Origin of the sequence: Nonomuraea sp. NPDC050540, assembly GCF_044457485.1 — a bacterium.
Taxonomy (GTDB): Bacteria; Actinomycetota; Actinomycetes; order Streptosporangiales; family Streptosporangiaceae; genus Nonomuraea.
The window spans coordinates 434,670-457,228 of sequence record NZ_JBITHA010000001.1 but is presented as its reverse complement, the minus strand read 5'-3'; the positions used below and the strand labels follow the sequence as shown (position 1 = coordinate 457,228).

At 72.0% G+C, this 22,559-nt stretch carries 19 protein-coding genes; 12 read left to right on the top strand and 7 right to left on the bottom strand.

What is annotated here, in order from left to right; all coding sequences use genetic code 11:
• Positions 1 to 20: 20 nt before the first annotated feature.
• The 5 genes from ACIBI5_RS02105 to ACIBI5_RS02085 all read left to right on the top strand — a co-directional run bounded on the left by ACIBI5_RS02105 (position 21) and on the right by ACIBI5_RS02085 (position 4,109).
• A complete protein-coding gene (locus ACIBI5_RS02105; protein ID WP_397242247.1) occupies positions 21 to 1,349 on the top strand; it encodes a sensor histidine kinase in 1,329 nt (442 codons plus the stop codon).
• A 14-nt stretch (positions 1,350 to 1,363) separates the two neighbouring features.
• Entirely contained in the window at positions 1,364 to 1,963 is a 600-nt protein-coding gene (locus tag ACIBI5_RS02100; RefSeq protein WP_397242245.1) for a TetR/AcrR family transcriptional regulator, read from the top strand.
• Positions 1,964 to 2,031: 68 nt separating this feature from the next.
• A complete protein-coding gene (locus ACIBI5_RS02095; RefSeq protein ID WP_397242243.1) occupies positions 2,032 to 3,015 on the top strand; it encodes a diiron oxygenase in 984 nt (327 codons plus the stop codon).
• Entirely contained in the window at positions 3,012 to 3,878 is an 867-nt protein-coding gene (locus ACIBI5_RS02090; RefSeq protein ID WP_397242241.1) for an SDR family NAD(P)-dependent oxidoreductase, read from the top strand. Before ACIBI5_RS02095 ends, ACIBI5_RS02090 begins: the two co-directional genes overlap by 4 nt.
• 18 nt (positions 3,879 to 3,896) lie before the next feature.
• A complete protein-coding gene (locus ACIBI5_RS02085) occupies positions 3,897 to 4,109 on the top strand; it encodes a hypothetical protein (RefSeq protein ID WP_379609662.1) in 213 nt (70 codons plus the stop codon).
• A gap of 173 nt (positions 4,110 to 4,282) precedes the next feature.
• On the opposite strand, the gene ACIBI5_RS02080 is transcribed toward ACIBI5_RS02085, so the two are convergent.
• Together ACIBI5_RS02080 and ACIBI5_RS02075 are read right to left on the bottom strand one after the other, a co-directional pair.
• On the bottom strand, positions 4,283 to 5,962 hold the full coding sequence (locus ACIBI5_RS02080; protein WP_397242239.1) for a beta-galactosidase family protein: 1,680 nt from the start codon (positions 5,960 to 5,962) through the stop codon (positions 4,283 to 4,285).
• Positions 5,963 to 6,019: 57 nt separating this feature from the next.
• The gene (locus tag ACIBI5_RS02075) at positions 6,020 to 6,778 is read right to left on the bottom strand and encodes a class I SAM-dependent methyltransferase (protein WP_397242237.1); all 759 of its coding nucleotides are present in this window, start codon (positions 6,776 to 6,778) and stop codon (positions 6,020 to 6,022) included.
• Between the two features lie 50 nt (positions 6,779 to 6,828).
• Here ACIBI5_RS02075 and ACIBI5_RS02070 point away from each other — a divergent pair, with 50 nt between their 5' ends.
• Together ACIBI5_RS02070 and ACIBI5_RS02065 are read left to right on the top strand one after the other, a co-directional pair.
• Positions 6,829 to 7,443, top strand: a complete 615-nt coding sequence (locus ACIBI5_RS02070; protein ID WP_397242235.1) for a copper resistance protein CopC — start codon at positions 6,829 to 6,831, stop codon at positions 7,441 to 7,443.
• Complete coding sequence (locus ACIBI5_RS02065; RefSeq protein ID WP_397242233.1) at positions 7,440 to 8,528, top strand: copper resistance D family protein; 1,089 nt, start codon at positions 7,440 to 7,442, stop codon at positions 8,526 to 8,528. The genes ACIBI5_RS02070 and ACIBI5_RS02065 overlap by 4 nt, the downstream gene beginning before the upstream one ends.
• A 76-nt stretch (positions 8,529 to 8,604) precedes the next feature.
• On the opposite strand, the gene ACIBI5_RS02060 is transcribed toward ACIBI5_RS02065, so the two are convergent.
• Entirely contained in the window at positions 8,605 to 9,768 is a 1,164-nt protein-coding gene (locus tag ACIBI5_RS02060; protein ID WP_397242231.1) for a hypothetical protein, read from the bottom strand.
• A 66-nt stretch (positions 9,769 to 9,834) separates the two neighbouring features.
• The gene (locus tag ACIBI5_RS02055; protein ID WP_397242229.1) at positions 9,835 to 11,091 is read right to left on the bottom strand and encodes a cytochrome P450; all 1,257 of its coding nucleotides are present in this window, start codon (positions 11,089 to 11,091) and stop codon (positions 9,835 to 9,837) included.
• Between the two features lie 25 nt (positions 11,092 to 11,116).
• On the opposite strand from ACIBI5_RS02055, the gene ACIBI5_RS02050 reads away from it, so the two are divergent.
• On the top strand, positions 11,117 to 11,524 hold the full coding sequence (locus ACIBI5_RS02050; RefSeq protein WP_379609655.1) for a PaaI family thioesterase: 408 nt from the start codon (positions 11,117 to 11,119) through the stop codon (positions 11,522 to 11,524).
• Positions 11,525 to 11,530: 6 nt separating this feature from the next.
• Here the strand turns inward: ACIBI5_RS02050 and ACIBI5_RS02045 are convergent, their stop codons facing one another.
• Positions 11,531 to 14,833, bottom strand: coding sequence for a BTAD domain-containing putative transcriptional regulator (locus ACIBI5_RS02045; protein ID WP_397242227.1), 3,303 nt, complete (start codon positions 14,831 to 14,833; stop codon positions 11,531 to 11,533).
• Between the two features lie 73 nt (positions 14,834 to 14,906).
• Here ACIBI5_RS02045 and ACIBI5_RS02040 point away from each other — a divergent pair, with 73 nt between their 5' ends.
• The 4 genes from ACIBI5_RS02040 to ACIBI5_RS02025 all read left to right on the top strand — a co-directional run bounded on the left by ACIBI5_RS02040 (position 14,907) and on the right by ACIBI5_RS02025 (position 21,095).
• Positions 14,907 to 15,320: a DUF4267 domain-containing protein gene (locus tag ACIBI5_RS02040; protein ID WP_397242225.1), complete on the top strand. Its 414-nt coding sequence runs from the start codon at positions 14,907 to 14,909 to the stop codon at positions 15,318 to 15,320.
• Between the two features lie 15 nt (positions 15,321 to 15,335).
• Entirely contained in the window at positions 15,336 to 17,855 is a 2,520-nt protein-coding gene (locus ACIBI5_RS02035) for a CocE/NonD family hydrolase (protein WP_397242223.1), read from the top strand.
• A complete protein-coding gene (locus ACIBI5_RS02030; RefSeq protein WP_397242221.1) occupies positions 17,852 to 18,757 on the top strand; it encodes an ABC transporter permease in 906 nt (301 codons plus the stop codon). Before ACIBI5_RS02035 ends, ACIBI5_RS02030 begins: the two co-directional genes overlap by 4 nt.
• Positions 18,758 to 19,052: 295 nt before the next feature.
• Positions 19,053 to 21,095: an ATP-binding protein gene (locus tag ACIBI5_RS02025; protein WP_397242219.1), complete on the top strand. Its 2,043-nt coding sequence runs from the start codon at positions 19,053 to 19,055 to the stop codon at positions 21,093 to 21,095.
• Between the two features lies 1 nt (position 21,096).
• Here the strand turns inward: ACIBI5_RS02025 and ACIBI5_RS02020 are convergent, their stop codons facing one another.
• Both ACIBI5_RS02020 and ACIBI5_RS02015 read right to left on the bottom strand, forming a co-directional pair.
• The gene (locus tag ACIBI5_RS02020) at positions 21,097 to 22,104 is read right to left on the bottom strand and encodes a hypothetical protein (protein WP_397242217.1); all 1,008 of its coding nucleotides are present in this window, start codon (positions 22,102 to 22,104) and stop codon (positions 21,097 to 21,099) included.
• Between the two features lie 70 nt (positions 22,105 to 22,174).
• The gene (locus ACIBI5_RS02015) at positions 22,175 to 22,546 is read right to left on the bottom strand and encodes an ankyrin repeat domain-containing protein (protein WP_397242215.1); all 372 of its coding nucleotides are present in this window, start codon (positions 22,544 to 22,546) and stop codon (positions 22,175 to 22,177) included.
• Positions 22,547 to 22,559: the final 13 nt, after the last annotated feature.

Genomic DNA, 22,559 nt, shown 5'->3' with positions numbered 1-22,559 from the left:
GATGGTCGGTGAGAAGCCGGATGACAGCGATCGCGGCGGGCAACGCGCTCGTCCTCAACCTCGTCGTGGCCGTTCTCGTCACGCCGCTGGTCCACGTGGTGATCAGCGACTACGTCACCGAGCGCGTGGCCAAGGCGGCCCGCCGCGTCGCCTTCAACGTCGAGCGCTTCGCGCCCGTCGGCGACCTCAAGTCCGTCACGTCCACCGAGGAGATCGACGCCCTGCAGGTCGTCGACAACGAGTCGAAGGTACGGCAGGCCAGCGAGCGGCTCCTCGGCCTGCCGCCGCTGACCAACCTGAAGCCCACCGAGGACGACGGCCGGGTGTCGGCCACCACCTGCACCAGGCTGTTGCCCGGCAACCCCTGCCTGACCACCGTGGGCTTCCGCGTCAGCGTGGACGGCAACTACTGGATGTCCTACGCCTTCGGCCCCGACATCCCGTGGTACATCAGCCCGCTCTACGCGCTCGGCCTGCTGGCCGGCGCGCTCGTGCTCACCGTGCCCAGCTCGGTGGTGGCGTGGGCGGCGGTCGGCAACGCCCTGCGGCCGGTCAAGGACATCAAGACCGAGCTGGCCGAGATCACCGCGACCGACCTGGGGCGCCGGGTGCCGCGCTCGCCGCGCCGCGACGAGCTGGACGACCTGGCCAGGACCGTCAACGACACCCTCGACCGGCTGGAGGCGGCGGTGGAGCAGCAGCGCAGGTTCGCCTCCGACGCCTCCCACGACCTGCGCAGCCCGATCACCGCCATGCGCGCCCAGGTCGAGCAGGCGCTGCTCTACCCGGACGAGACCGACTGGCCGCAGACGGCCAGGGAGGTGCTGGCCAGCCTGGACCGGCTGCAGGCCATCGTCGGCGACCTGCTCACGCTGGCCAGGCTGGAGGCGGGGGCGCCGGGCCGTACGGAGCGGGTGGACCTGGGCGAGCTGGTGGCGGCCGAGTCGGGGCGGCCCAGGTCGAAGCAGGTGGCGACCTCGCTGGAGCCGGGCGCGACGGTCCTGGGCGACCGGGTACGGCTGGCCCGCCTGCTGACGAATCTCGTCGACAACGCCGAGCGGCATGCCGACGAGTCGATAACGATCACGGTTCAGGCAGAAGGCGGGCAGGCCGTCCTGGAGGTGATGGACGACGGGGACGGCATCGCGCCCGATCAGCGCGAGGTGGTTTTCCGGCGTTTCACCCGGTTGGACGCCTCCCGCAACCGCGACGCGGGCGGTACGGGACTGGGTCTGCCGATCGCCCGGGAGATCGCCACGAGCCACGACGGGACGCTCACGATCGAGGATTCGACCCACGGTGCCCGGTTTGTCCTGCGGATCCCACTCGCTGATGGTTACCGAGAGTAATAGAGTTCTCGGCTGTGACACGGGGTTTCAGCCGATTACGACGTGAGGATCTCCTCAAGACGGCCTGCGAGGTGATTGCGGCCCGTGGGTTCGGGCATACCCGGACCCTCGACATCGCCCGGGCGGCGGGCGTGAGCCAGGCGTTGCTGTTCTACCACTTCGAGACGAAGGAACAGCTGATCGCCGAGGCCTTCGCCTACGCGGCCAGGCAGCACCTGAACGCGATCGGCAAGATCGAGCGCTCGCCGCATCCGCCGAAGGAGCGCCTGCGCGCGCTGATCAGACTGAGCTCGCCGGGCACCTCGGCCGCGGGCTGGCGCATCTGGATCGACGCCTGGTCGGAGTCGATGCGCAACCCCGAGCTCGAGGCCACCACCCGCCGCATGGACGTGCACGGCAGGACCGTGCTGAAGGAGATCATCGCGGCCGGGGTCGAGTGCGGCGAATTCACCTGCGCCGATCCCGAGGCCTCCAGCTGGCGGATCTTCGCGATGATCGACGGCCTCGCCGTACAGCTGCACGTGCACGACAAGCTCATCTCCCGCCGCAAGGTCCTCCTGCTCGTCCGTACGGCTGCCGCGATGGAGGTGGGCCTGACGGTCGACGACGTGTGAGCCGGGTCACTCTTCCCTCGCTATTGGATGCTCCGTACAATTACGTGGCGAGGAGAGGAGTGCCTGCGATGACAGCAGCACCGAGCTCTACCGCCGCACGGGAATCCGACGAGACGGTCGCCGACCGCAGTGCCTACGAGACGGTCATCCATCGCCTCTCGAAGGCCTCGGTCGACAAGCACTGGGAGCCGTACAAGGACATCCCCTGGGACGACCCCGAGTTCCTGATCGACCAGGACGACCCGCGCTGGGAGCTGCCCGAGGTCGACAAGCTGGGCGCGCACGCGTGGTACCGGTCCCGCTCCCCCGAGGTCAGGGCGCGGATCGGGCTGTTCAGGGTGGCCACCGCGATGAAGATCGGGCTGCAGTTCGAGAACCTGCTCAAGCGGGGCCTGCTCAACTACGCCTACCGCCTGCCCAACGGTGCGCCGGAGTTCCGCTACGTCTACCACGAGACCATCGAAGAGGGACATCACGGGATGATGTTCCAGGAGTTCGTGAACCGCACGAAGATGCCGGTGCGCGGCATGCCGGGGCCGCTGAGCCTCATCGCCCAGGTGGCGCCGTGGATCCCGCTGATCTCCACCGAGCTGTTCTTCATCTTCGTGCTCGGCGGCGAGGACCCCATCGACCACGTGCAGCGCAAGATGCTCAAGGACGGCAGAAAGCACCACCCGCTGGAAGAGACGATCATGCGCATCCACATCGCGGAGGAGGCCAGGCACATCTCCTTCGCCCGGCACTACCTGCGCAACCGGGTGCCGCGCATGCCCCGCCACCGCAGACTGCTGCTGGGGATCATCTCGCCGATCATCCTGGGCGTCATGGCCCGGATCATGCTCGCCCCGCCCGGCCCGATGATCAAGCGCTTCAACGTCCCGCCGCACGTGGTCAGGGAGGTCTACACCGACAGCCAGGCCGCCGCGGCGGAGATCCGCGACTCGGTCGGCAAGACCCGCGAGCTGTGTGTGGACGTCGGCCTGGTCAACCCGCTCACCCGGCGGATCTGGCAGGTCATGGGCATCTGGGCGCCGAGCGGGAAGAGCGCGTGAGCCCCTCGCCCGCCGGGCGGGTGAAGTGCGCGATCGTCACCGGAGGCGCGTCGGGAATCGGCCGGGCGCTCGCCCGTGACCTGTCCCTGAAGGGCGTGGCCGTGACGATCGCCGATCTCGACGAGGCGGCGGGCAAGCGGGTGGCCGCGGAGTTCGGGCTGGACTTCGCCCCGCTCGACGTCACCGACGCCGAGGCCGTGGCCGCCCTCTTCCACCGGGTACGGCAGGAGCGCGGGCGGCTCGACTTCGTGTTCAACAACGCGGGCATCGCCATCGGGGGCGCCACCGAGGAACTGTCCCTGGCGCACTGGGACAAGGCCGTCGACGTGAACCTGCGCGGCGTGGTCCACGGGGTGCACGCGGCGTACCCGATCATGCTGGAGCAGGGGTTCGGGCATCTGGTCAACACCGCGTCGATGGCGGGGCTGGTGCCGGCGCCGTTCATGCTGCCCTACACCACGACCAAGCACGCGGTGGTCGGGCTGTCGCTGGCGTTGCGGGCGGAGGCGGCGGCGCGGGGCGTGCGGGTGAGCGTGGTGTGCCCGGGGTTCACCGACACGCCGCTGCTCGACCACGCCAACCCGGGACTGCCGGAGACCGAGATGGGCCGGCAGGCCAGGAGCGCGGCGGTGCGGGCCCAGGGGCGGCTGTACGCGGTGGACGCGCTGGCGCGCGACATCCTGCGCGGGGTGGCGCGCGACCAGGCGCTCATCGTGGCTCCGGCCTCGGGGCGGATGGCGTGGCGCGGGGCCAGGATGTTCCCGGCGGGCGCCGTGCGGGCGGCGGCGCTGGCCGTGCGGCGTCTGCGTGTTTCACCTTCCGGCAACGTTTCACCTCCCGACAAAACGGACATAAAGCCATAAATCGGGGAGGTGTTCCGTGTGAGTTCCAAGTCGCGCCAGTCGCGCGAGCAGCACGAGGACAGTACCGGCCGGCGGTCGGAGGTGGAGACGCCGAAACCCTTCGCGAAGGTCAGGGCGGCCTCGCGGGGAACCACGGAACGCACCGCGTCGGGCGGTGCGCTCTCGCGGCGGCTGGCCAAGCAGTCCCTCCCCCTGCGCCGCGGTCAGCGCGGCGGCACCACCAAGAGCTGACCTGGACGCCCTAGGCCGCCACCTAGGGAACGCCGGGGCGCCCCCACCGCCCACCTGGGGGCGCCTCCGGTTCCGGCGAACGGCGCGGCCGACACCCCGAGCGGCCGCGCGTCACGTGGGGGTGGAACCGAGAGGCCGGTCCCGGGCCCTCCAGCCCGGGACCGGTACGCACGCTAGAGCTGGGGCTCCGGCCGCAGTTCGACGCGGGCGTCCCGGGGCGCGCCGTCCATCTCCAGCACGACGATCTCGTTGGCGCCCTCATGCAGGAGCGGCCACGGCACGTACAGGGTGACCTGCGGGCCCTTGTCCCAGTAGCGGCCGAGGTGGAAGCCGTTGACCCACACGTGCCCCTTGACCCAGCCGGGCAGCGCGAGGAAGCCGTCCGCGGGCCGTTCGACGTGGAGGGTGCCGCGGTGGAAGGCCGGGCCCTCGGCGGCGGACGCGCGCCCCCACGGCAGCGCCGAGACGTCCGACAGCGGCACGGGGTCGATCTCCCAGCCGAACAGGTACTGCTGGTCGTGCTGGACGCCGTCCAGGACGCCCTTGCGCTCGCCCACCAGCGGGCCGTAGTTGACCCGGCCCATCGCCTCGACCACCAGCGTCAGCTCGGCGCCCTCCGCGGGCGTCTTGACCTCCACGTCGGAGCTCCCGTTGCGCTCCAGCACCCCGGCGACGGCGCCGTCGACGAGCACGTTCGCCCGGTCGCGCAGCCCTCTGACGCGCACCCGCAGCGCGTCGCCGCGCGGACCGGGGATCCGGGTGCGGTAGACGGCCAGGCCGTAGTCCTGGCCGAGCTCCTCGAACGTACGCGTGGCCGCGCTGCGCACGGTCCCGGTCGAGAGCACGTCCAGGCAGTCGAGCAGCGCCAGCCGTTCGCCCAGCTCCACCTGCCCCGGCGGCAGCGACTCCTGGACGCTCTCCGGCACAGGCGGCAGGTCGGCGTGCCGGCCCAGCGCCTCCCGGTAGGCCCAGAACTTCGGCGTCAGCGCCCCGCTCTCCGAGATCGGCGCGTCGTAGTCGTAGGAGGTGACGGTCGGCTGGTAGGTGTCGCCGTCGGCGTTGGCCCCGGCCCAGAAGCCGAAGTTGGTGCCGCCGACGGCCATGTAGAAGTTGACGGAACCGCGCTCCAGGATCTCCTCCAGGGCCTGGGCGGCGTCCCGCGGGTCGCGCGTGTGGTGCTGCTCGCCGTAGTGGTCGAACCAGCCGTTCCAGAACTCCATGCAGAACGGGTCGTCGTCCGGCCGGTGCCGCGCCAGCGCCTCGAACTGCCGCTCGGCCCCGCTGCCGAAGTTGGCCGTGGCCAGAACGCCGGGCAGCGTGCCGCCGGTCAGCATCAGGTCCGTGGCGCCGTCGGAGGTGAACAACGGGACGTCGATGCCGCGCCGTACCAGTCCGTCGGCCAGGTGGCGCAGGTAGACGGGGTCGGTGCCGTAGGAGCCGTACTCGTTCTCCACCTGGACCATGACGACGTTGCCGCCCCTGGTCGCCTGGTGGGCGGCGATGCGCGGGATCAGCTCGTCGAAGAAACGGTCCACCGGCTCCAGGAAGCGCGGGTCGTGGCAGCGGTAGGGGCCGGGCAGCCATGACGGCAGCCCGCCGTTCTCCCACTCGGCGCAGATGTACGGCCCGGGCCGCACGATGACCTTCAGCCCGGCCTCCCCCGCCGCCAGGAAGAAGCCCTCCATGTCGGCCAGGCCGGTGAAGTCGAAGCGGCCGGGGCGTGGCTCGTGCAGGTTCCACGGCACGTACGTCTCGACCGTGTCCACACCCATCGCCCGCAGCTTGCCCAGCCGGTCCGGCCACTGCCTGGGCAGCGTCCGGAAGTAGTGCATGGCTCCGCTGAGCACCTTCATCGCCGGTTCCTTCTTGCCGATAATGGTTTGCTTCGCCGTACTTTAGAGCATGTGTGCTCAGGGGCGGCGGGCGAGCAGGACCTGCGTGCGGACCTCCTCCACCCAGCGGCCCGACGGGTTCGCCGCCGTCAGGGCGGCGCGCAGCGCGCCGACGAAGGCGTCCTTGCGCTCGCCGAGGCGGGCCGGCGCCGAGTAGGAGTAGGACAGCTGCAGGCCGATCACGTCGTCCTGGTCCCGATCGCGCCGCCAGGTGAACACCTCCGACTCCAGGTCCCCGAACGGCGAGTCGGCCAGCACCTCGTCATGATGCTTTCCGCTGGCCTGGAAGGAGTCGCGGGCGGTCAGCCCGTTCACCCCGAACTCCTCCCGCACCCGCCGCGTCACCGGCTCCCACGGCAGGTTCTCGTGGTCGCGCGTGGGGCCCACCAAGGCGACGATCCCGTCCGGCGGCAGCAGGCCGTCCAGATCGGCGAGGACCGTCCGCCGGTCCATCCAATGGAAGGAACGGCCCATCACCACGTGGCCGAAGCCCGGCAGTTCCCGCAACGTCGTCGAATCGCCGGCCAGCCACCGGATGTTCGACCGCCCGGCGCCGAGCTCGCGCCCCTCGGCCAGCATCTCCTCAGCCGGATCGACCGCCAGCACCCCTTCCACCTGCTCCGACAGCGGGATCGCCACCGTGCCGGGTCCGCAGCCCAGATCGAGCACGGTGGCCCGCGCGCCGAACGCCGCGGCCAGCCGGTCGATCGCCGCCTCGCCGTGGTCGGCGCGGTGTCTGGCGTAATAGGGGGCGGCACCGCCGAACAGGTCATCCATAGGTGGGACCATAGACGGGTTTCGAGGTGTTCGAGGGAAGGTCAAGATCGGTGAGGCGGCTTCTCACGGTCCTGCTGCTCGCCTGTGCGGCGGTCGGCGGCTGGATCGCTCCAGCGCAGGCGCACAACGTGCTGGTCTCCAGCGATCCCCGCGCGGACGCGGTGCTCACCGCGGCGCCGCAGCGGGTCACGCTCGTCTTCGACCAGCCGGTACGGCAGGGCTACGCGCAGATCGGCCTGACCGGGCCGGGGGGCGAGGCGCTGACCGCGGGCGCGACGGTGGTGGCCAAGGAGCGGGTGAGCGTACCGCTGAAGGCGCTGACCGCGAACGGCGCGTATGTGGTCGGCTACCGGATCCTGTCCTCGGACGGGCACCCGGTGACCGGCCAGGTGCGCTTCACCCTCAAGCTGTCCGCCCCGGCCGGCGAGGCGCCGCCCGACGGGCGGCCCGGCGCCACCGCGGTGGCACAGCCGGCGACGGGGTCGGCCGACCTCAGCGCGCGGGCGGCGGAAGCGGCGGCCAACGGCGGGGCCGGGATGGCGGTCGTCTGGATCGCCGGCGCTTTGCTGCTGCTCGCGGCCGGAACCGTGATCGCCCTGCGCAGAGGCGCCCAGCCCGCTTCACCCGAGGCCCCGTCGCCGGGCGGCAAGGGCACACGGGCATGAGCGGCACCGCGCCGGTGCGCAAGAGCGAGGACCACGAGAGCGTGGCGCCCGGTCCGGATACCGACCGCGACCCCGCCGACCGCGGACTGGCCGGGGTGCGTGGGATGGCCGGGGTGTTCGTGCTGGCCGCCGTTGCGTCGGCTGTGGTGGCGAGCACGGTGACCGCGCAGGAGGCGGTGCCGGGCATCGTGCTGCCGGGGCCGGTGGTGGCCTTCGGGCTGCCGGTCGTGCGGGTGCTGCTCGACGTGGCCGCGGTGGCGACCGTGGGGCTGAGCCTGCTGCCCAAGCTGCTCGGGTTCGACGAGCCGGAGCGCACCGAGCCGGTTCTCCGGCGCGTGCGCCCGCTGGCGGTCACCGCCGCCTGGGCGTGGGCGATCTGCGCGCTCGTCACCATCGTCTTCCAGGCCGCCGAGCTCAACCCGGGCGGCGTCCCCACCCTCGGCATGATCGCCGCCTACGTGAACGGCGTGGGCACCGGCCAGGGGCTGCTGTTCAGCGCCGCGTGCGCGCTGGCGGCGGCGGGGATCGGGCTGATGGCGGTGCGGTTCGGCGAGAAGGTGCCGGCTGAGCTGCGGATCGTGGTGGCGGCGTTCGGGCTGCTGCCGATCCCGGTGACCGGGCACGCGGTCGACTCCGTCTGGCACGACCCGATCATGATCTCGATGGAGCTGCACGTGATCGGCGCCGCCGCCTGGACCGGCGGGCTGCTGGCCACCGTGGTGTTCCTCGCGCCGCGCCGCGACCTGCTGGCGACGGCGCTGCCCAGGTTCTCCCGGCTGGCGACGCTCGCGCTGGTGCTGGTGGCCGCGTCCGGGCTGGTCAGCGGGCTCGGCACGCTGGCGCTGACGCCGGGTGTGGAGCTGCCGGGCGCGATCCTGACCACCGAGTACGGCCTGCTCGTCGTCACCAAGGTCGCCCTGACCGCGCTGCTGGTGCCGCCGGCCGCGCACATCAGGTGGCGCCTGCTGCCCGGCATCGCCGCGGGAAAGGCCACCTCCGTGGTCGGCTGGGCGAGCGCGGAGGTGGCCGTGATGGGCCTGGCCTACGGCGTCGCCGTGGCCATCACCCGCGCCTCGATCGGCTGACCGCCCAGGCCGGCACCACCCCGCGCGGCCCGGCCGAGCACATGGGCGGGCACGGCCGCGCGGCTCGCCGCGGCGCTCAGGCGGGGACGATGTCGCGGGGTTCGAGGGGGTGGAGTTCGAAGCGGTTGACGAACCATTCGCAGGCCAGCCACGCGGCCAGCAGCCCCGCTCCCGCCCAGAGGGCCGACGTCGTGGCCAGGGGCGGGGCGCCCAGGAGTCCTTGCATGCCGTTGAGCGTGCCGTACACGCCGCCCATGAGCGCGCTCTGCGCGATCAGCCCCCCGTAGACGGCCGCGGTCGCGAGGACGGTCCCGGCGACGGCGCGCACCACCGGCATCCTGATCGCGAACGCCAGGTCCACCGCGATCGCCCCGGCGACCAGGAAGAACGGCACCGCCGACGGCGGGAACCCGGTGGCGGTCAGCATCGGCCACACGATCGTCCTGAACCCCACGTACGCGAGCGCGACCAGCGTGGCGCTGCCGAAGCGGCCGATCATCAGCCGGGCGACGGCCAGCACGGTCATGCCGACGACGACGGCGTAGACGGGATAGAGCGCGTCCGGCACCGGCAGCGAGAAGCCGACCATGGTGGTCCGGTCGACCTCCCGCCCCATCTGGTCGGCGGCGAACTGCAGCAGGATCGGCTCGGCGTAGGCGGAGTTGTTGTCCCAGGCGCCGATGGACAGCACGCCGTACTCCTGGTGCTGCTCGGGGAAGTGCACGTTCTCCAGGAAGAACGCGAAGAACGCGCCCAGCACCACGGTCCGCTCCCGGCCGGGCGGCGCCCCGGTGAACCAGCCCCGGATCACCCCGGCGATCATGAAGAACGTGCCCACGTACAGCAGGATGTGCGACGGGCTCCACGAGGTGATGTCGAGGCCGTTGACGCGGTGGTTGATCAGGTCGAGCGGGACGGCCACCAGGAAGATCCCGGTCCCCCACTGGATGAGCCGCAGCGCCGTCCTGTCGACGCCGTAGCCGGTGTAGCCGTGGACGATGGTGAGGGCCAGGGCGAGGACCGTTCCGGCCGAGTTCAGCAGGTGCGGTGGGGCCAGGTCGTCACGCAGCCACTTGAAGTGCCAGGAGACGTCCCAGGCCGAGCCGAGCAGCTTGAGTGAGAACGCCGCCAGCCAGCCGTAGTAGAGGACCCGGAAGAGGTCCGGTGGCGTCTCGCGCCCCGCCTGGCCTCTGGTCCAGTACGGCAGAGCCCAGTCCTTGATCATTACTGCTCGTTTCACGGCACGAAATCTTGCCCGGCCTTTACCCACATCGCAATCGGGGGCGGACTTGACACAAACCGCAGATCAAGCCGGGCGCAGCCGTACGGGAAGGTGCTTGAGCCCGTTCTGGAAGTTGGAGGTGAGGCGGACCGGCTCCCCGGTGAGCGTGACCTCCCAGCGCAGCAGTTCGGTGAAGACGGCGCGCATCTGCACCCTGGCCAGATGCGCCCCCAGGCAGAAGTGCGGCCCGAAGCCGAAGCTGACGTGGTCGTTGGGGGTACGGCCGGCGTCGAAGCGGTCGGGGTCGGCGAAGACCGCCGGGTCGCGGTTGGCGGAGGCGTGGTAGACGACGACCTTGTCGCCCTCCTTGATCTCCTGGCCGGCGAGGGTGAGGTCGCGCGTGGCCGTACGGCGGAAGTTCATGACGGGCGGCCAGAAGCGCAGCATCTCCTCGATCGCCGACGGCAGGAGCGCGGGGCGGGCGCGCAGGCGGGCGTGCTCGGCGGGATGGCGCAGGAGGGTGAGCAGGCCGCCGGGGATGCCGTTGCGCAGGGTCTCGTTGCCGGCGACGGCGAACAGGAAGAACATGTTCTGGAACTCGGCCTCGCTCAGGCCGCCCCTGAGCATGGCCGACATCACGGACGTCTCGTCGGTCGGGGTGGCGGCCAGTGCCTCGGCGTAGGCGAACATGTCGGCCAGGGCGGCCTTCGAGCGGGGGTTCACGCCGGGTTCGAGCTCGGGGCGGGCCGCCAGCGCCAGCCGTCCCATGGGGCTCAGCCGCCGCGCGTCGGCCGTGGACAGCCCCGCGTAGTCGGCGTCCTGGTAGCCGATCACCCGCGAGGCCCAGTCGTGCAGCAGCCGCCGGTCGCCGTCCGGCACGCCCATCACGTGCGCGAGCGTCCAGACCGGCAGGTCGGCCACCACCTCCACGAAGTCGCACTCACCGGCCGCGAAAAGCGCCGCGGCCCGCCCGGCGATCGTGCGCTCCAGCAGCCGCACGGCCCGGGGCGAGAACGCCGCCGCCACGATCCCGCGCAGCCTGGAGTGGTCAGGCGGGTCGGTGTTGAGCATCATCGCGCGCACGAACGCGAGATCGGCCGGCGTCGCGGGATCGCGGATCTGGGTGGCGCCCCGATGGGAGGAGAAATCTTCGGGTGTACGCAGCACATGCTTGACCTCTTTATGCCGAAATACCCCGAAATATCCAGGCCCTGCCTGCCACGGCCCCACCGCGGGCTCCGGAATCCGGTGCACCGGCGCCTCATCCCGCAACCGGGCGAACAACGCGTAGGGCACACCAGTCCCGTACGTCGACGGCAGAAAGACGGTCTCCACACCCATGGTCCCCAGCGTGCATGATGACCCCGTGACACCTGAAGAAGGCGACGCGATTCTCCGGGACTACTTCGCCCCCTGGATCCAGGACCTCGGGCTGCGCGTGGAAGAGGTCGGTGAGCGCCACGCGGTGGTCCGGCTGCCGTGGTCCGACGCGCTGGCCAGGCAGGGCGGCGGCCTGTGCGGGCAGGCCATGATGGCCGCCGCCGACACGGCCACGGTGATCGCGATCTCCTCGGCCAGAGGCGGCTTCGTGCCGATGACGACGGTGCAGCAGTCCACGACGTTCCAGCGGCCGGTGGCGGGCAAGGACGTGCTGGTGCACGTGCGGATCACCAAGCTGGGCAGGACGCTGGCATTCTCCGACGTCACCCTCACCCCCGACGGCGCCGCCGACCCGGCCGCCCACGCCAGCACCGTCTACGCCATCCTGGCCTGACCCGCCTCACGGCGGCGGGCGGCCCGCGTCACGGGAGCCGGCGGCCCGCATCACGGCAGCGGCGGCCGCTTCACGGGAGGCCGCGGCCCAGCGGTGGGCGCCCCAGCGGTCGGCGATGCCGGCGGCCCTGGTGAAGTGGGCGCGGGCCGTACCCTCCTCGCCCAGCAGGCGGGCCAGCTGCCCGAGCGTGTGCGCGGGCGGCGGCAGGGCGACCGACATGCTGCCCGCCCCCGCGGGCGGCCCACCTGCGTGCGGGAGCAGCGCGTCGTACAGCTCACGCGCGCCCTCACGCTCCTCCAGCGCGGCCATCGCCGTCGCGCGGAAGGCGGCGAAGACGGGGAAGAAGTAGTCGGCCCTGATCGGCACCGCCCGCCGCCGCATCTCGCGGGCCTCATCCAGCCGTCCCTCCGCCGCCAGCACCACGGCGACCAGGTCGGCGGCGAGCCCGCCGTACTCCTCCAGCAGCCGCCACGCCACCTCCGGCAGGTCCTCGTCCATGAAGGTGGCCCGCACGAGCAGCAGGTACCCGTGCGCGTGCAGCGAGCCGTGCCCGGCCATCCGCGCCGTGGCCTCGGCATAGGTACGGCGGGCCGCGACGTCGTCCCCCCGGATGCGGGCGAGGGTGGCCAGCGCGCACTCCCCCACGTTCACCGGCTCGGTCATCCGGTAGCGCCTGGCCAGCTCCAGGCTCTCCTCGACCAGCTCCAGCGCCCGATCGGGCTCGCTCTCGGCGACGGCGACAGTGGCGCGCAGGAACAGCGTGTACCACCGGTACTCGGGCGCCTCCACCCGCGCGAGCCGTTCGGCGATCCCGGCGCGTTCCCGCGCGTCGAGCACCGGGTCGAGGTCGTGGGCGAGGGTGGACAGGGCGCGGGCGAGCAACGACGGGTCGTCCAGGCCCGTGGCGATCGCGACCGCGCGCCGGGCGGCGGCCCGTGCCTCGGGGGCGCCCTGGGCGGCCAGTTCGGCGGCGTAGGCGTCCAGCAGACGACAGCGCACCGCCTCATCCAGGCCGGGTCGTTCCATGAGCCGCTCCAGCAGCGCCACGAGCGGGCGGTCGACGCTGCCGTAGGCGTGGTTCTGCCAGGGGACCGGGCCCGTCCAGGCGGTGAAGGCGGCGATCTGCAGGCCGGGGTCGCCGTCGGCGGCGTCGATGGCGCGCTGTCTCGTGGCCCTGGCGCCGCCGAGGTCTCCGGCCCGCACCTGGGCGCGCAGGAGCCTGCCGAGCAGGCCGATGCGCTCGGCCTGGGCGTGCGGCACGCCCTGGCCGTCCAGGTGGGCCAGCACGTCGGTGAGCAGGTCCACGGCGGCCGCGTGGGCGAAGCGCGCCTCGGCCAGCTCGGCGGCGCGCACGCCGTACTCGACGCACTTGGGGGAACGCGCCCGCGCGTAGTGGTAGGCCAGCGCGGACGCGTCGTCCGGCGCATGTGCTTCCAGGGCGTCGCCGATGCGCAGGTGCAGCCGTTCGGCGCGGGCCATCGACAGCTCACCCGCCACCGTCTCGCGCACCAGCGCGTGCACGAACCGCACCCGCCCCGTCCCGGGCTCCGTGAGCAGCCCGGCGATCAGCGCCGACTCCACGCCGTCGAGCACCGCTTCCTCACCCAGGCCGGAGGCGGCGACGAGCACGTCGACGCTTGACTCCCGCCCGGCGACCGCCGCCAGCCTGAGCACGCTGACGGCGCCGTCGGGCAGCCTGGCCAGCCGCCGCAGCAGTACCTCCCGCACCCCCTGCGGCACCCCGTCGAGCAGCGCCCGCGCGCCGGCGGCGGGCCGGAAGACGCCTTCGCTGTCGAGCAGGCGGGCGGTCTCGCGGACGAAGAACGGGTTGCCGCCGGTGCGCTCGGTCAGCGCCGCCACGGTGGGGGCGTCGACCGGCACCTCGCTCAGCCCCGACAGCAGCGCGGCCACCGCCTCCGGCGTCAGCCCGGGAAGGGGCAGACGCAGCGGTTCGCGCCTGGCCAGCGCGGCGAACGTCTCGGTGAAGCCGCCGTCGAGCTCGTCGTCGCGGTAGGCGGCCACGAGCAGCACCCTGCCCTCCAGCCCGGACATCAGCGCGAGCGTCTCGGCGTCGGCCCAGTGGAGGTCGTCGAGCATGACGGCCAGCGGACGTTCCCCGGACACTCCGGCCAGCCACGACCAGACCGCCCTGTGCAGGAGGAAGCGGCCGGTGGCGGCGTCGCCGTCCACGGTGGCGCTCTCGCCGAGCAGCGTCGCGAGGGTGGGCGCGAGCTCGGCCGGCGGCGGCGCGTGCGCGGCCACGGCCCGCAGGATCTCACCCCACGCCCACGCGGGCGGGACCCCTTCGGCGCGAGGGCAGCTTCCCGCGGCCACCAGCCACCCGTCGAGGGTCAGCCGCTCGTGCAGCCGCCGCAGGAGCGAGGTCTTGCCGAGCCCGGCCTCCCCGCTCACGAGCGCGACTCCGGGTCCGCCGGAGCGCGCGGAAGCGGCCGCGCGCAGCAGCGCCTCCAGCTCGGTCGCGCGCCCCACGAACTCCCCGCCATCCGGTACGGCCCGCGCTCCCCCGTCCTCCGGAGCGGCGGCGACCGGCGCCGCGACCGCCTCCACCCGCCCGTTCAGGATCGCCGACTCCAGCCCGGCCAGCACCGGCCCGGGATCCAGCCCCAGTTCCCCGGCCATCACCTCGCGGGCCCGCCGCAGGGTGGCCAGGGCGTCTCCCTGCCGCCCCGCGTGCCACAGGGCCAGGGCGTGCAGCCGCCAGCCCTCCTCGCGCAGCGGGGCCTCCCTGATGAGCACCTCGGCCTCGGGCACCGTCCCCGCCGCGTCGCCCGCCCGCAGCCCGGCCGCCACCCGCAGTTCCCGCGCCGCCTGCCGCAGCTCCTCCAGCCGCGCCACCTCGGCGAGGGCCCATCCGGCCTCGGCCGCCTCGGCGTAGGCGGGTCCCCGCCACAGCCCGAGTGCCCGTTCCAGCCGGGCCCGCGCCGGGGCGCCGTCGAGGGAGCGCGCCTCGTCCAGCAGCCGCTCGAACTCCCACGCGTCCACGGCGTCCCCGGCCAGCCGCAGCGCGTACCCCGGAGGAGCGCTCACCAGCAGCCGCGCGGGCGTGCGCGGCGTCCGGCCGGGTTCGAGAAGCCTGCGGAGATTGGAGACGTACGCCTGCAGGGACGCGAGCGCCTGTGCCGGGGCGCGGTCGTGCCAGAGGTCGTCGATCAGCCGGTCGGCGGAGACCACGTGCCCGCGCGCCGCCACCAGCACCGCGAGAACGGCACGCTGAAGCGGCCCGCCCAGCGGCACCGCCACCCCGCCGACCTCGGCCGCGAACGACCCGAGCACCCTGATCCGCACCATCGCCCCACATGGTACGAGGAGCTCCAAGCCGGACTCCAAGTCCCTTCCAAGCATCAATGCCGAAGCTGTGGCCATGAAGAACAACGCCCGCGCCCTGCGCGTCACCGCCGCCGCACTGACCTGGATCGCCGCCCTCATGATCGGCTACGTCGGCTTCAGCTACCTGTTCACGCCGATGGCCACCGCCCCGAGCTTCGGCCTGCCCGCCTGGCCCGGCGCGGAGGCTGCCGGATTCCTCAACGTGAAGGGCGTGCGCGACGTGGTGTCCGGCCTGATCCCGCTGGCGCTGCTGCTGTCGGGCCAGCGCAGGGCGCTCGGCTGGAGCCTGGCGGTGATCTCGCTGATCCCGTTCGGCGACGCCGCGGTCATCCTGGCCAACGGCGGCTCGGTCATGGCCGCGCTCGCCATCCACACCGCCACGGCCGTCGTGGTTCTGGCCACCGCCGCCCTCCACCTGCGGATCTCAGTGATCTCTCAGAATCGGTAAGTATGCTCCGACTCCATGAGAAGAGTGTCCGCGCTGGTCGCGGTACTTGCCCTGATCGGGGCGGTGGCGTGGCTGGTGTGGCCGTCGGGTCCGGAGGTGCGCGGCCAGGAGAGCCGCCTCGCCGTCACCGACGGGCCCGCCGACGACCAGCGGGTGGAGCTCGACACGACGTTCTTCCCGCCCGCGGGCGGCGGGAAGGCGCCCGCGGTCCTGCTCGCGCACGGCTTCGGCGGCAGCAAGCAGAGCGTCCGCGACGACGCGCTACGGCTGGCGCGCGACGGCTACGCCGTCCTCACCTGGTCGGCCCGCGGGTTCGGCCGCTCGACCGGCCAGATCGCGCTGAACTCCCCCGACTACGAGGTCAAGGACGTCAAGCAGCTGATCGACTGGCTGGCCAAGCGCCCCGAGGTCGTCCTGGACAAGGCGGGCGACCCGCGGGTGGGCATCGCCGGCGGCTCCTACGGCGGCGCCATCGCGCTGATGACCGCCGCCCACGACGCGAGGGTGGACGCGATCGTCCCCCAGATCACCTGGTACGACCTGGCCGACGCCCTCTTCCCCGACGCCACCGGCCAGGGCGCGCAGAGCGGCGTGTTCAAGAGCCTGTGGGCGGGTTTCTTCTTCGGCAGGGGCGCCCCCTCGGCCCAGGGCCTGCAGGCGCTCACCCGCCGGCCGGCGCCGATGACCGCCGACGAGGCGCGCTGCGGCCGCTTCCTGCCGGAGATCTGCGCGATCTACCAGCAGGTCGCCACGACCGGCAGGGCCACGCCCCAGGCGGTCGAACTCCTGCGCAAGGCCAGCCCCAGCTCCGTCCAGGGCCGCGTCAAGGCCCCCACGCTGCTCATCCAGGGCCAGCGCGACTCGCTGTTCCCGCTGGGCCACGCCGACGCCAACGCGAAGGCGATCGCGCCGGGCACGCCGGTGAGCGTCATGTGGTTCGACGGCGGCCATGACGGCGGAAACGGCGAGGCCGACTGGCTCTACGACCAGACCTCGTCCTGGCTGGCCCGCTACCTCAAGGGCGACACCGCGGCGGCCCCGGTCAAGGCGTTCACCGTGACCAGGGACGGCGGCCGCGACCCCGGCACCCGCCAGCGCATCCGCCTGCACCCCGAGACCGGCGCGTACCCGGGCCTGTCCGGCACCACCACCACGGACGTCACGCTGGCGGGCCCCGAGCAGAACATCGTCAACCCGCCCGGCGGCAACCCCGCCTCCATCTCCACGGTGCCCGGCGTCAGCGGCCTGTTCGGCGGCGGAGGCGCCCAGAACAACCTGAGCGTCTCCCTCGACATGCCGGGCCAGGCCGCGAGCTTCGAGTCGGCACCGCTGACCGCCCCGCTCCAGCTGACCGGCTCGCCGTCGGTGAAGCTGCGCGTCCACGGCAAGGGCGAGGTGACGCTGTTCGCCAAGCTGTACGACGTCCCCGACGCCATCCAGCCGCCCACCCTGCCCGCCGGGCTGGTCTCGCCGCTGCGCGTGAAGATCCCCGACGGGGCGCAGAGCGCCGACGTGACGGTCGCGCTGCCCGCGCTCGACCACCGGTTCGCCGTGGGTCACCGGCTCCGGCTGACCGTCACCACCACCGACATGGGCTTCGCCACCCCGGCCGAGCCCGCCTCCTACCGGGTCGCGCTCGCCGCGCCCGTCCTGAGCGTGCCGACGGTGGCGACGCTGAGCGCCCCGCCGAGCGGCGTCGCGTGGTGGGTGTGGGCGATGCCGCTGGCCGCGATCGTGCTGGCCGCCGTCCTGCTGGTCACGGGCAGGGCACGCGGGGGTACGGCGGGCCGTACCGACGGGGAGGGCTCGGCGCCGCTGGAGATCAGCGGGCTGACCAAGGCCTACCGCAACGGCGAGAAGGCCGTGGACGAGCTGTCGTTCCGCGTCGAGCAGGGCCAGGTGCTCGGCCTGCTCGGCCCGAACGGAGCGGGCAAGACCACCACGATGCGGATGATGATGGGCCTCATCCACCCGGACGCCGGCGAGATCCGCATCTTCGGCGAGCGGGTCACGCCGGGCGCGCCCGTGCTGTCGCGGCTGGGCTCGTTCGTGGAGGGGCCGGGCTTCCTGCCGCACCTGTCGGGCCGGGAGAACATCGAGCTGTACTGGGCGGCGACCGGCAGGCCGGCGGCCGAGGCGCATATGGAGGAGGCGCTGGAGATCGCCGGGCTCGGCGCGGCGCTGGAGCGTGCCGTGCGCACGTACTCGCAGGGCATGCGGCAGCGCCTCGCGATCGCCCAGGCGATGCTGGGCCTGCCCGACCTGCTGGTGCTCGACGAGCCCACCAACGGTCTCGACCCGCCCCAGATCAGGGAGATGCGCGAGGTGCTGAAGCGCTACGCCCGCGACGGCCGCACGGTGATCGTCTCCAGTCACCTGCTGGCCGAGGTGGAGCAGACCTGCACCCACGTGGTCGTCATGCACCGCGGCCGCCTGATCACCACCGGCCCGGTGGCCGCCCTGCTGGCCAGCTCCAACGGCCACGGGCCACGCCTGGAGGACGTCTTCCTTGACCTGATCGGAGAGAACTCGTGAGCGAGGAGCGGACGAAGGAGGCACTCCTCACGGCGGTGGAGGAGGGCGGGCGGCCCAACACGGCGGAGGGCTACGCGCCGGGCAGGACGCTCCCGTTGCGGGTGGAGATCGTCCGCCAGTTCAAGCGGCGCCGGACCATGGTCATGTTCGGGCTGCTGCTCGCGCTGCCGTGGATCCTGGTCATCGCCTTCCAGTTCGGCCCCCAGCAGCCCAGCGGGCAGCAGGCCGGGCTGCGCATCTCCGACCTGGCCACGGCCAGCGGCCTGAACTTCGCCGCCTTCGCGCTGTCGGTCTCGGCCAGCTTCCTGCTGGTGGTGGCGGTGGCGCTGTTCTGCGGCGACACGGTGGCCAGCGAGGCGAACTGGTCGTCGCTGCGCTACCTGCTGGCCGCGCCGGTGCCGCGCGACCGCCTGCTGCGCCAGAAGCTGATCGTGGCCCTGGGCTTCTCCGCCGCCGCGGTCGTCGCGCTGCCGCTCATGGCGCTGCTGGCCGGGACGGTCGCCTTCGGCTGGGACGACATCCAGGTGCCGGGCACCGGCGAGGTCATCCCGGCCCTGGACGTGCTGCCGCGTTTCGGCATCGTGATCGGCTACGCGCTGGTCAGCCAGCTCGTGGTGGCGGCGCTGGCGTTCCTGATCTCCACGGTCACCGACTCGCCGCTCGGCGCGGTCGGCGGCGCGGTCGGACTGTGGATCGTCTGCACGATCCTGCAGGCGGTCGAGGCCCTGGGGACGCTGCGGGAGTTTCTGCCGACGTTCTGGAACACCGCCTGGCTGGACGCCCTCGCGCCCACCATCGACTGGGGCGGCATGGCCAAGGGCGCCTCGATCTCGGTGACGTACGCGGCGCTGCTGCTGGCCTTCACCTTCCGCCGCTTCCGGCGCAAGGACGTGGTGTCCTAGGCCCAGTGGGGGGGCTTGTTCTCCAGGTAGAAAGTGTCGTCGTCGGCCTCGCGCCAGTCGCCCCACGCCACGTCGGTGTCGTCGGCGGTCTGCTCCGGGAGAAATTCGCTCACGGAATACATGCTACCGAGACGAACAAACCCGACCCCGCGCCGACCGCAGCCCCAAGGACATCAGGTTTGACCGGGGGTACGATGCCATTGCAGGTGTCGCCTAACCCCCCGTGAGGCTGCCCATGGCCACCCCTACAGGTTGGCGGCGAGAAGGCAATCTGCCGGCGGAGCTGACGAGCTTCGTGGGCCGGAACCGCCTGCTCGCCAATCTCAAACGCCACCTGGGTGAGTCACGCCTGGTCACGGTCACCGGCATCGGCGGCGTGGGCAAGTCGCGCACGGTGCTGCGCCTGGCCCATCAGGTCCGCTCCCAGTTCGAGGACGGCGTCTGGTTCGCCGACCTGGCCCGGCTGCAGGACACGGGCATGGTCAAGCACACGATCGCCTCGGCGCTCGGCATCGCCGACCAGTCCTCGCGCGAGGCGTCGGAGTCGCTGACGGAGTGGGTCGGCGGGCGGCACATGCTGCTCATCATCGACACCTGCGAGCATCTGGTCCAGGGCTGCGCCGAGCTGGTCGAGGAGCTGCTGGCGGCCAACCCGAGCCTGCGCATCCTGGCCACCAGCCGGCAGTCGCTGCACCTGCCGTACGAGCGGGTGGTGCCCGTTCCGCCGCTGCAGGTGCCGGGCGAGGACCTGACCGAGAGCCTGTTCACCAACGAGTCGGTGCAGTTGTTCGCCGACCGCGCCGGTTCCGTGATGCCGGAGTTCGTGCTCGACGAGCACAACATCGGCTCGGTGGCCGAGCTGTGCCGCCGCCTGGACGGCATCCCGCTGGCGATCGAGCTGGCCGCGGTGCGGCTGCGGGCGCTGTCGGTGGACCAGATCCTGGCGCTGCTGGCCGACCGGTTCAGCCTGCTGGCCGGGGCCAGCCGTACCGCGCTGCCCCGCCACCAGACGCTGCGCGCGGCCATCGGCTGGAGCCACGAGCTGTGCGAACCGGCCGAACGGCTGCTGTGGGCGCGCCTGTCGGTCTTCGCCGGAGACTTCGAGCTCGATGCCGCCCGCTTCGTGTGCGCCGACGACCGGCTGCCCTCCGAGGCCATCACCGATCTGGTCACCGGCCTGGTGGAGAAGTCGATCCTGCTCATTCGCAGCAACCACGCGGGCGTACGCTACAAGCTGATCGACACCCTGGCCGAGTACGGCGAGGAGTGGCTGGACAAGCTCGGCGAGAGCCAGCAGATGCGCCACAAGCACCTGCAGTACTACCTGAGCCTGGCCCAGCGCAGCGAGGACGCCTGGTCCGGCCCGCGGCAGATCTACTGGTTCGTGCGCATGCGCCAGGAGCATGACAACGTCCGGGTGGCGCTGGAGCACGCGCTGCAGACGGCGGGCGAGGCCGTACAGGCGCTGAAGCTGCTGTCGTCGCTGTGGTTCATGTGGATCTGCTGCGGCTTCACCCGCGAGGGCCGCCTCTACCTGGAGCGGGCGCTGCAGGCCAACCCCACCCCCAGCAAGGAACGCTGCAAGGCGCTGTGGGTGCTGTCGTACGTGCGCAGCGCCCAGGGCGACAGCGCCGGCGCCCTGTCGGCGGCCGAGCAGTGCAGCACCGAGGCGGTCAGGGTCGGCGACTCCAAGGCGGTCATCCTGGCCTCCAAGATGCAGGGCACCGCGGCGCTGCTCCAGGGCGACCTGCAGAAGGCCAGCGCGCTGCTGGGCGTGGCGATCGAGTTCAACACCGACAACAAGGAGCTCAACCCCGGCCTGCTGCCCGCCATCGTCGAGCTGTCGATCGTGCTCACCTCGCAGGGCGAACTGTATGAGGCCGAGTCGCTGCTGGTCGACTGCCTGCAGGTGTGCAAGGAGCGCGGCGAGCTGTTCGTCAGCTCCTACGCCTACTGGGCGCTGGCGCTCACCCGGCTGGCCACCGGCAGGGCCGACGACGCGCTGCAGGACGCCCAGGAGGGGCTGCGGATCAAGCGGCACTTCCACGACACGCTGGGGACGCTGATCGCGCTGGAGACGACCGCGCGCATCTACACGGCGCTGGAGCAGCCGTTGCTGTCGGCTCGCCTGCTCGGCGCGCTGCAGCAGAACTGGAAGACCGCGGGCCTGCCGATGCTGGGCGCTCCGTGGCTCACCGACGACCACGACAAGCTGGTCAAGGAGTGCCAGAAATCGCTGGGCGAGGTGGCGTACAAGCAGGCGTCGGAGTTCGGGGCCAAGCTTGACCTGGACGAGGCGTCCGCGCTCGCGCTGGGCGAACTGGACGCCCCGTCCTGACTCAGACGGCCTGGGCCCATTCGGTGCCCGTCGGCCAGGCGTGCACGTACCTCGCGCTGCCCAGCGAGTACTCGATGTGGCCGCGTACCCAGTGCTCGAGCCCCTGCACGTACGCGCGGACGGCGCGGGTGCCCCAGGTGTCGACCGACCCGCGCAGGCGCACCATCTCGGCGACGGCGCGATCATGCATGGTCGCGACCTCGTCGAGCGCCTCCTGCAGGGAGTAGCCGCGGTGGGTGATGAGCACGTTGACGAGGTTGTGCCGGGCCTTGTCGTGCTTCTTCTCCTTGGCGTAGGAGAAGAGGTCGTTGTCCCAGACCACGAGGTCGTTGGCGTGCTCGGTGAGGGCCCTGATGTCGGGATGGTGCCATTCGTCGGGGGTGAGCCGCCGGCCGCCCGCGATGTCGATCAGGGCGTAGACCGGGTACATGGCACCGGTGCGGCGGCGCATGAACACGTAGTCCTCCGGGCTGGGGACGACGTTGGACTCGCGGTTGGCGGCCTCCCAGACCTGGGCGAAGATGTACTCCTTGGTGGCCGTGGACCAGCGGTCGAGCTGGTCGCGCTCGGCGTGCTCGGCGATGCGTTCCTTGAGCCCCTGCAGCGACTTGGCGAACACGTTGGTGACGGGTTCGTCGGATTCGATGTCGTGCAGGACCCGGAACATCTCCGGGAGGGCCCTGGCGATGAGCGCGGTGTGGCGGCTGAGGTTCTCCGACTCGCAGAAGCCGTCGTCGAAGGCGAACAGCCAGATGCACCAGTCCATGAGGAGCTTGAGCATGTCGCGGTCGACCAGGGGGTAGGCTCGGGCGGTGAGCCATCCGAACCTGGCGCTCTTGTAACGTTCCAGCATGTCAGGCTCGTTCAGCATGCCTGACTCGAGGAGCCAGGCGAAGCTGTCTTCGCTGGCCTCCACGACGTAGGGATTCACCTCGCTTTCGAACGGGCACTGCAGGATGGGGATGCGGAGGGATGGGTTGGTTGTGGCTTGCGCAGAGGTTCTAGCCATGACCACATGATCGCAATGATCTTGGAGGGTGGCCATATCGCATTAATAGCGAATTTTCTGCCCTTGGGGGCTATGTCAACCAATCCTCGACCCCGAACATGCGGGCTGTGTCGATAGCCGATGGGTTGCCCGTTTTGGGATCCGCACCCGCTTCCAGCAGCACTTTGACCACTTCGGGCTCCTTCTTGAACACCGCCCCCGCCAGCGGCGTCTGCCCGCGGTCGTTCGGCCGCCCCGGGTCGGCGCCCAGCTCCGCGAGCATCCGCACGGTCGGCGCGTGCCCGTGATAGGCCGCGAGCATCAGCAGGGTGTCGCCCTTGCCGTTGGTCAGATTGGCCGGCACCCCGGCCTCCACGTACGCGCGCAGCGTCTCGGCGTCCCCTGCCCTGGCCAGATCGAACATCCTCGTGGCGAACTCCTCGAGCTCCCGCTCCCCGTCCATGAAGCCCATTCTG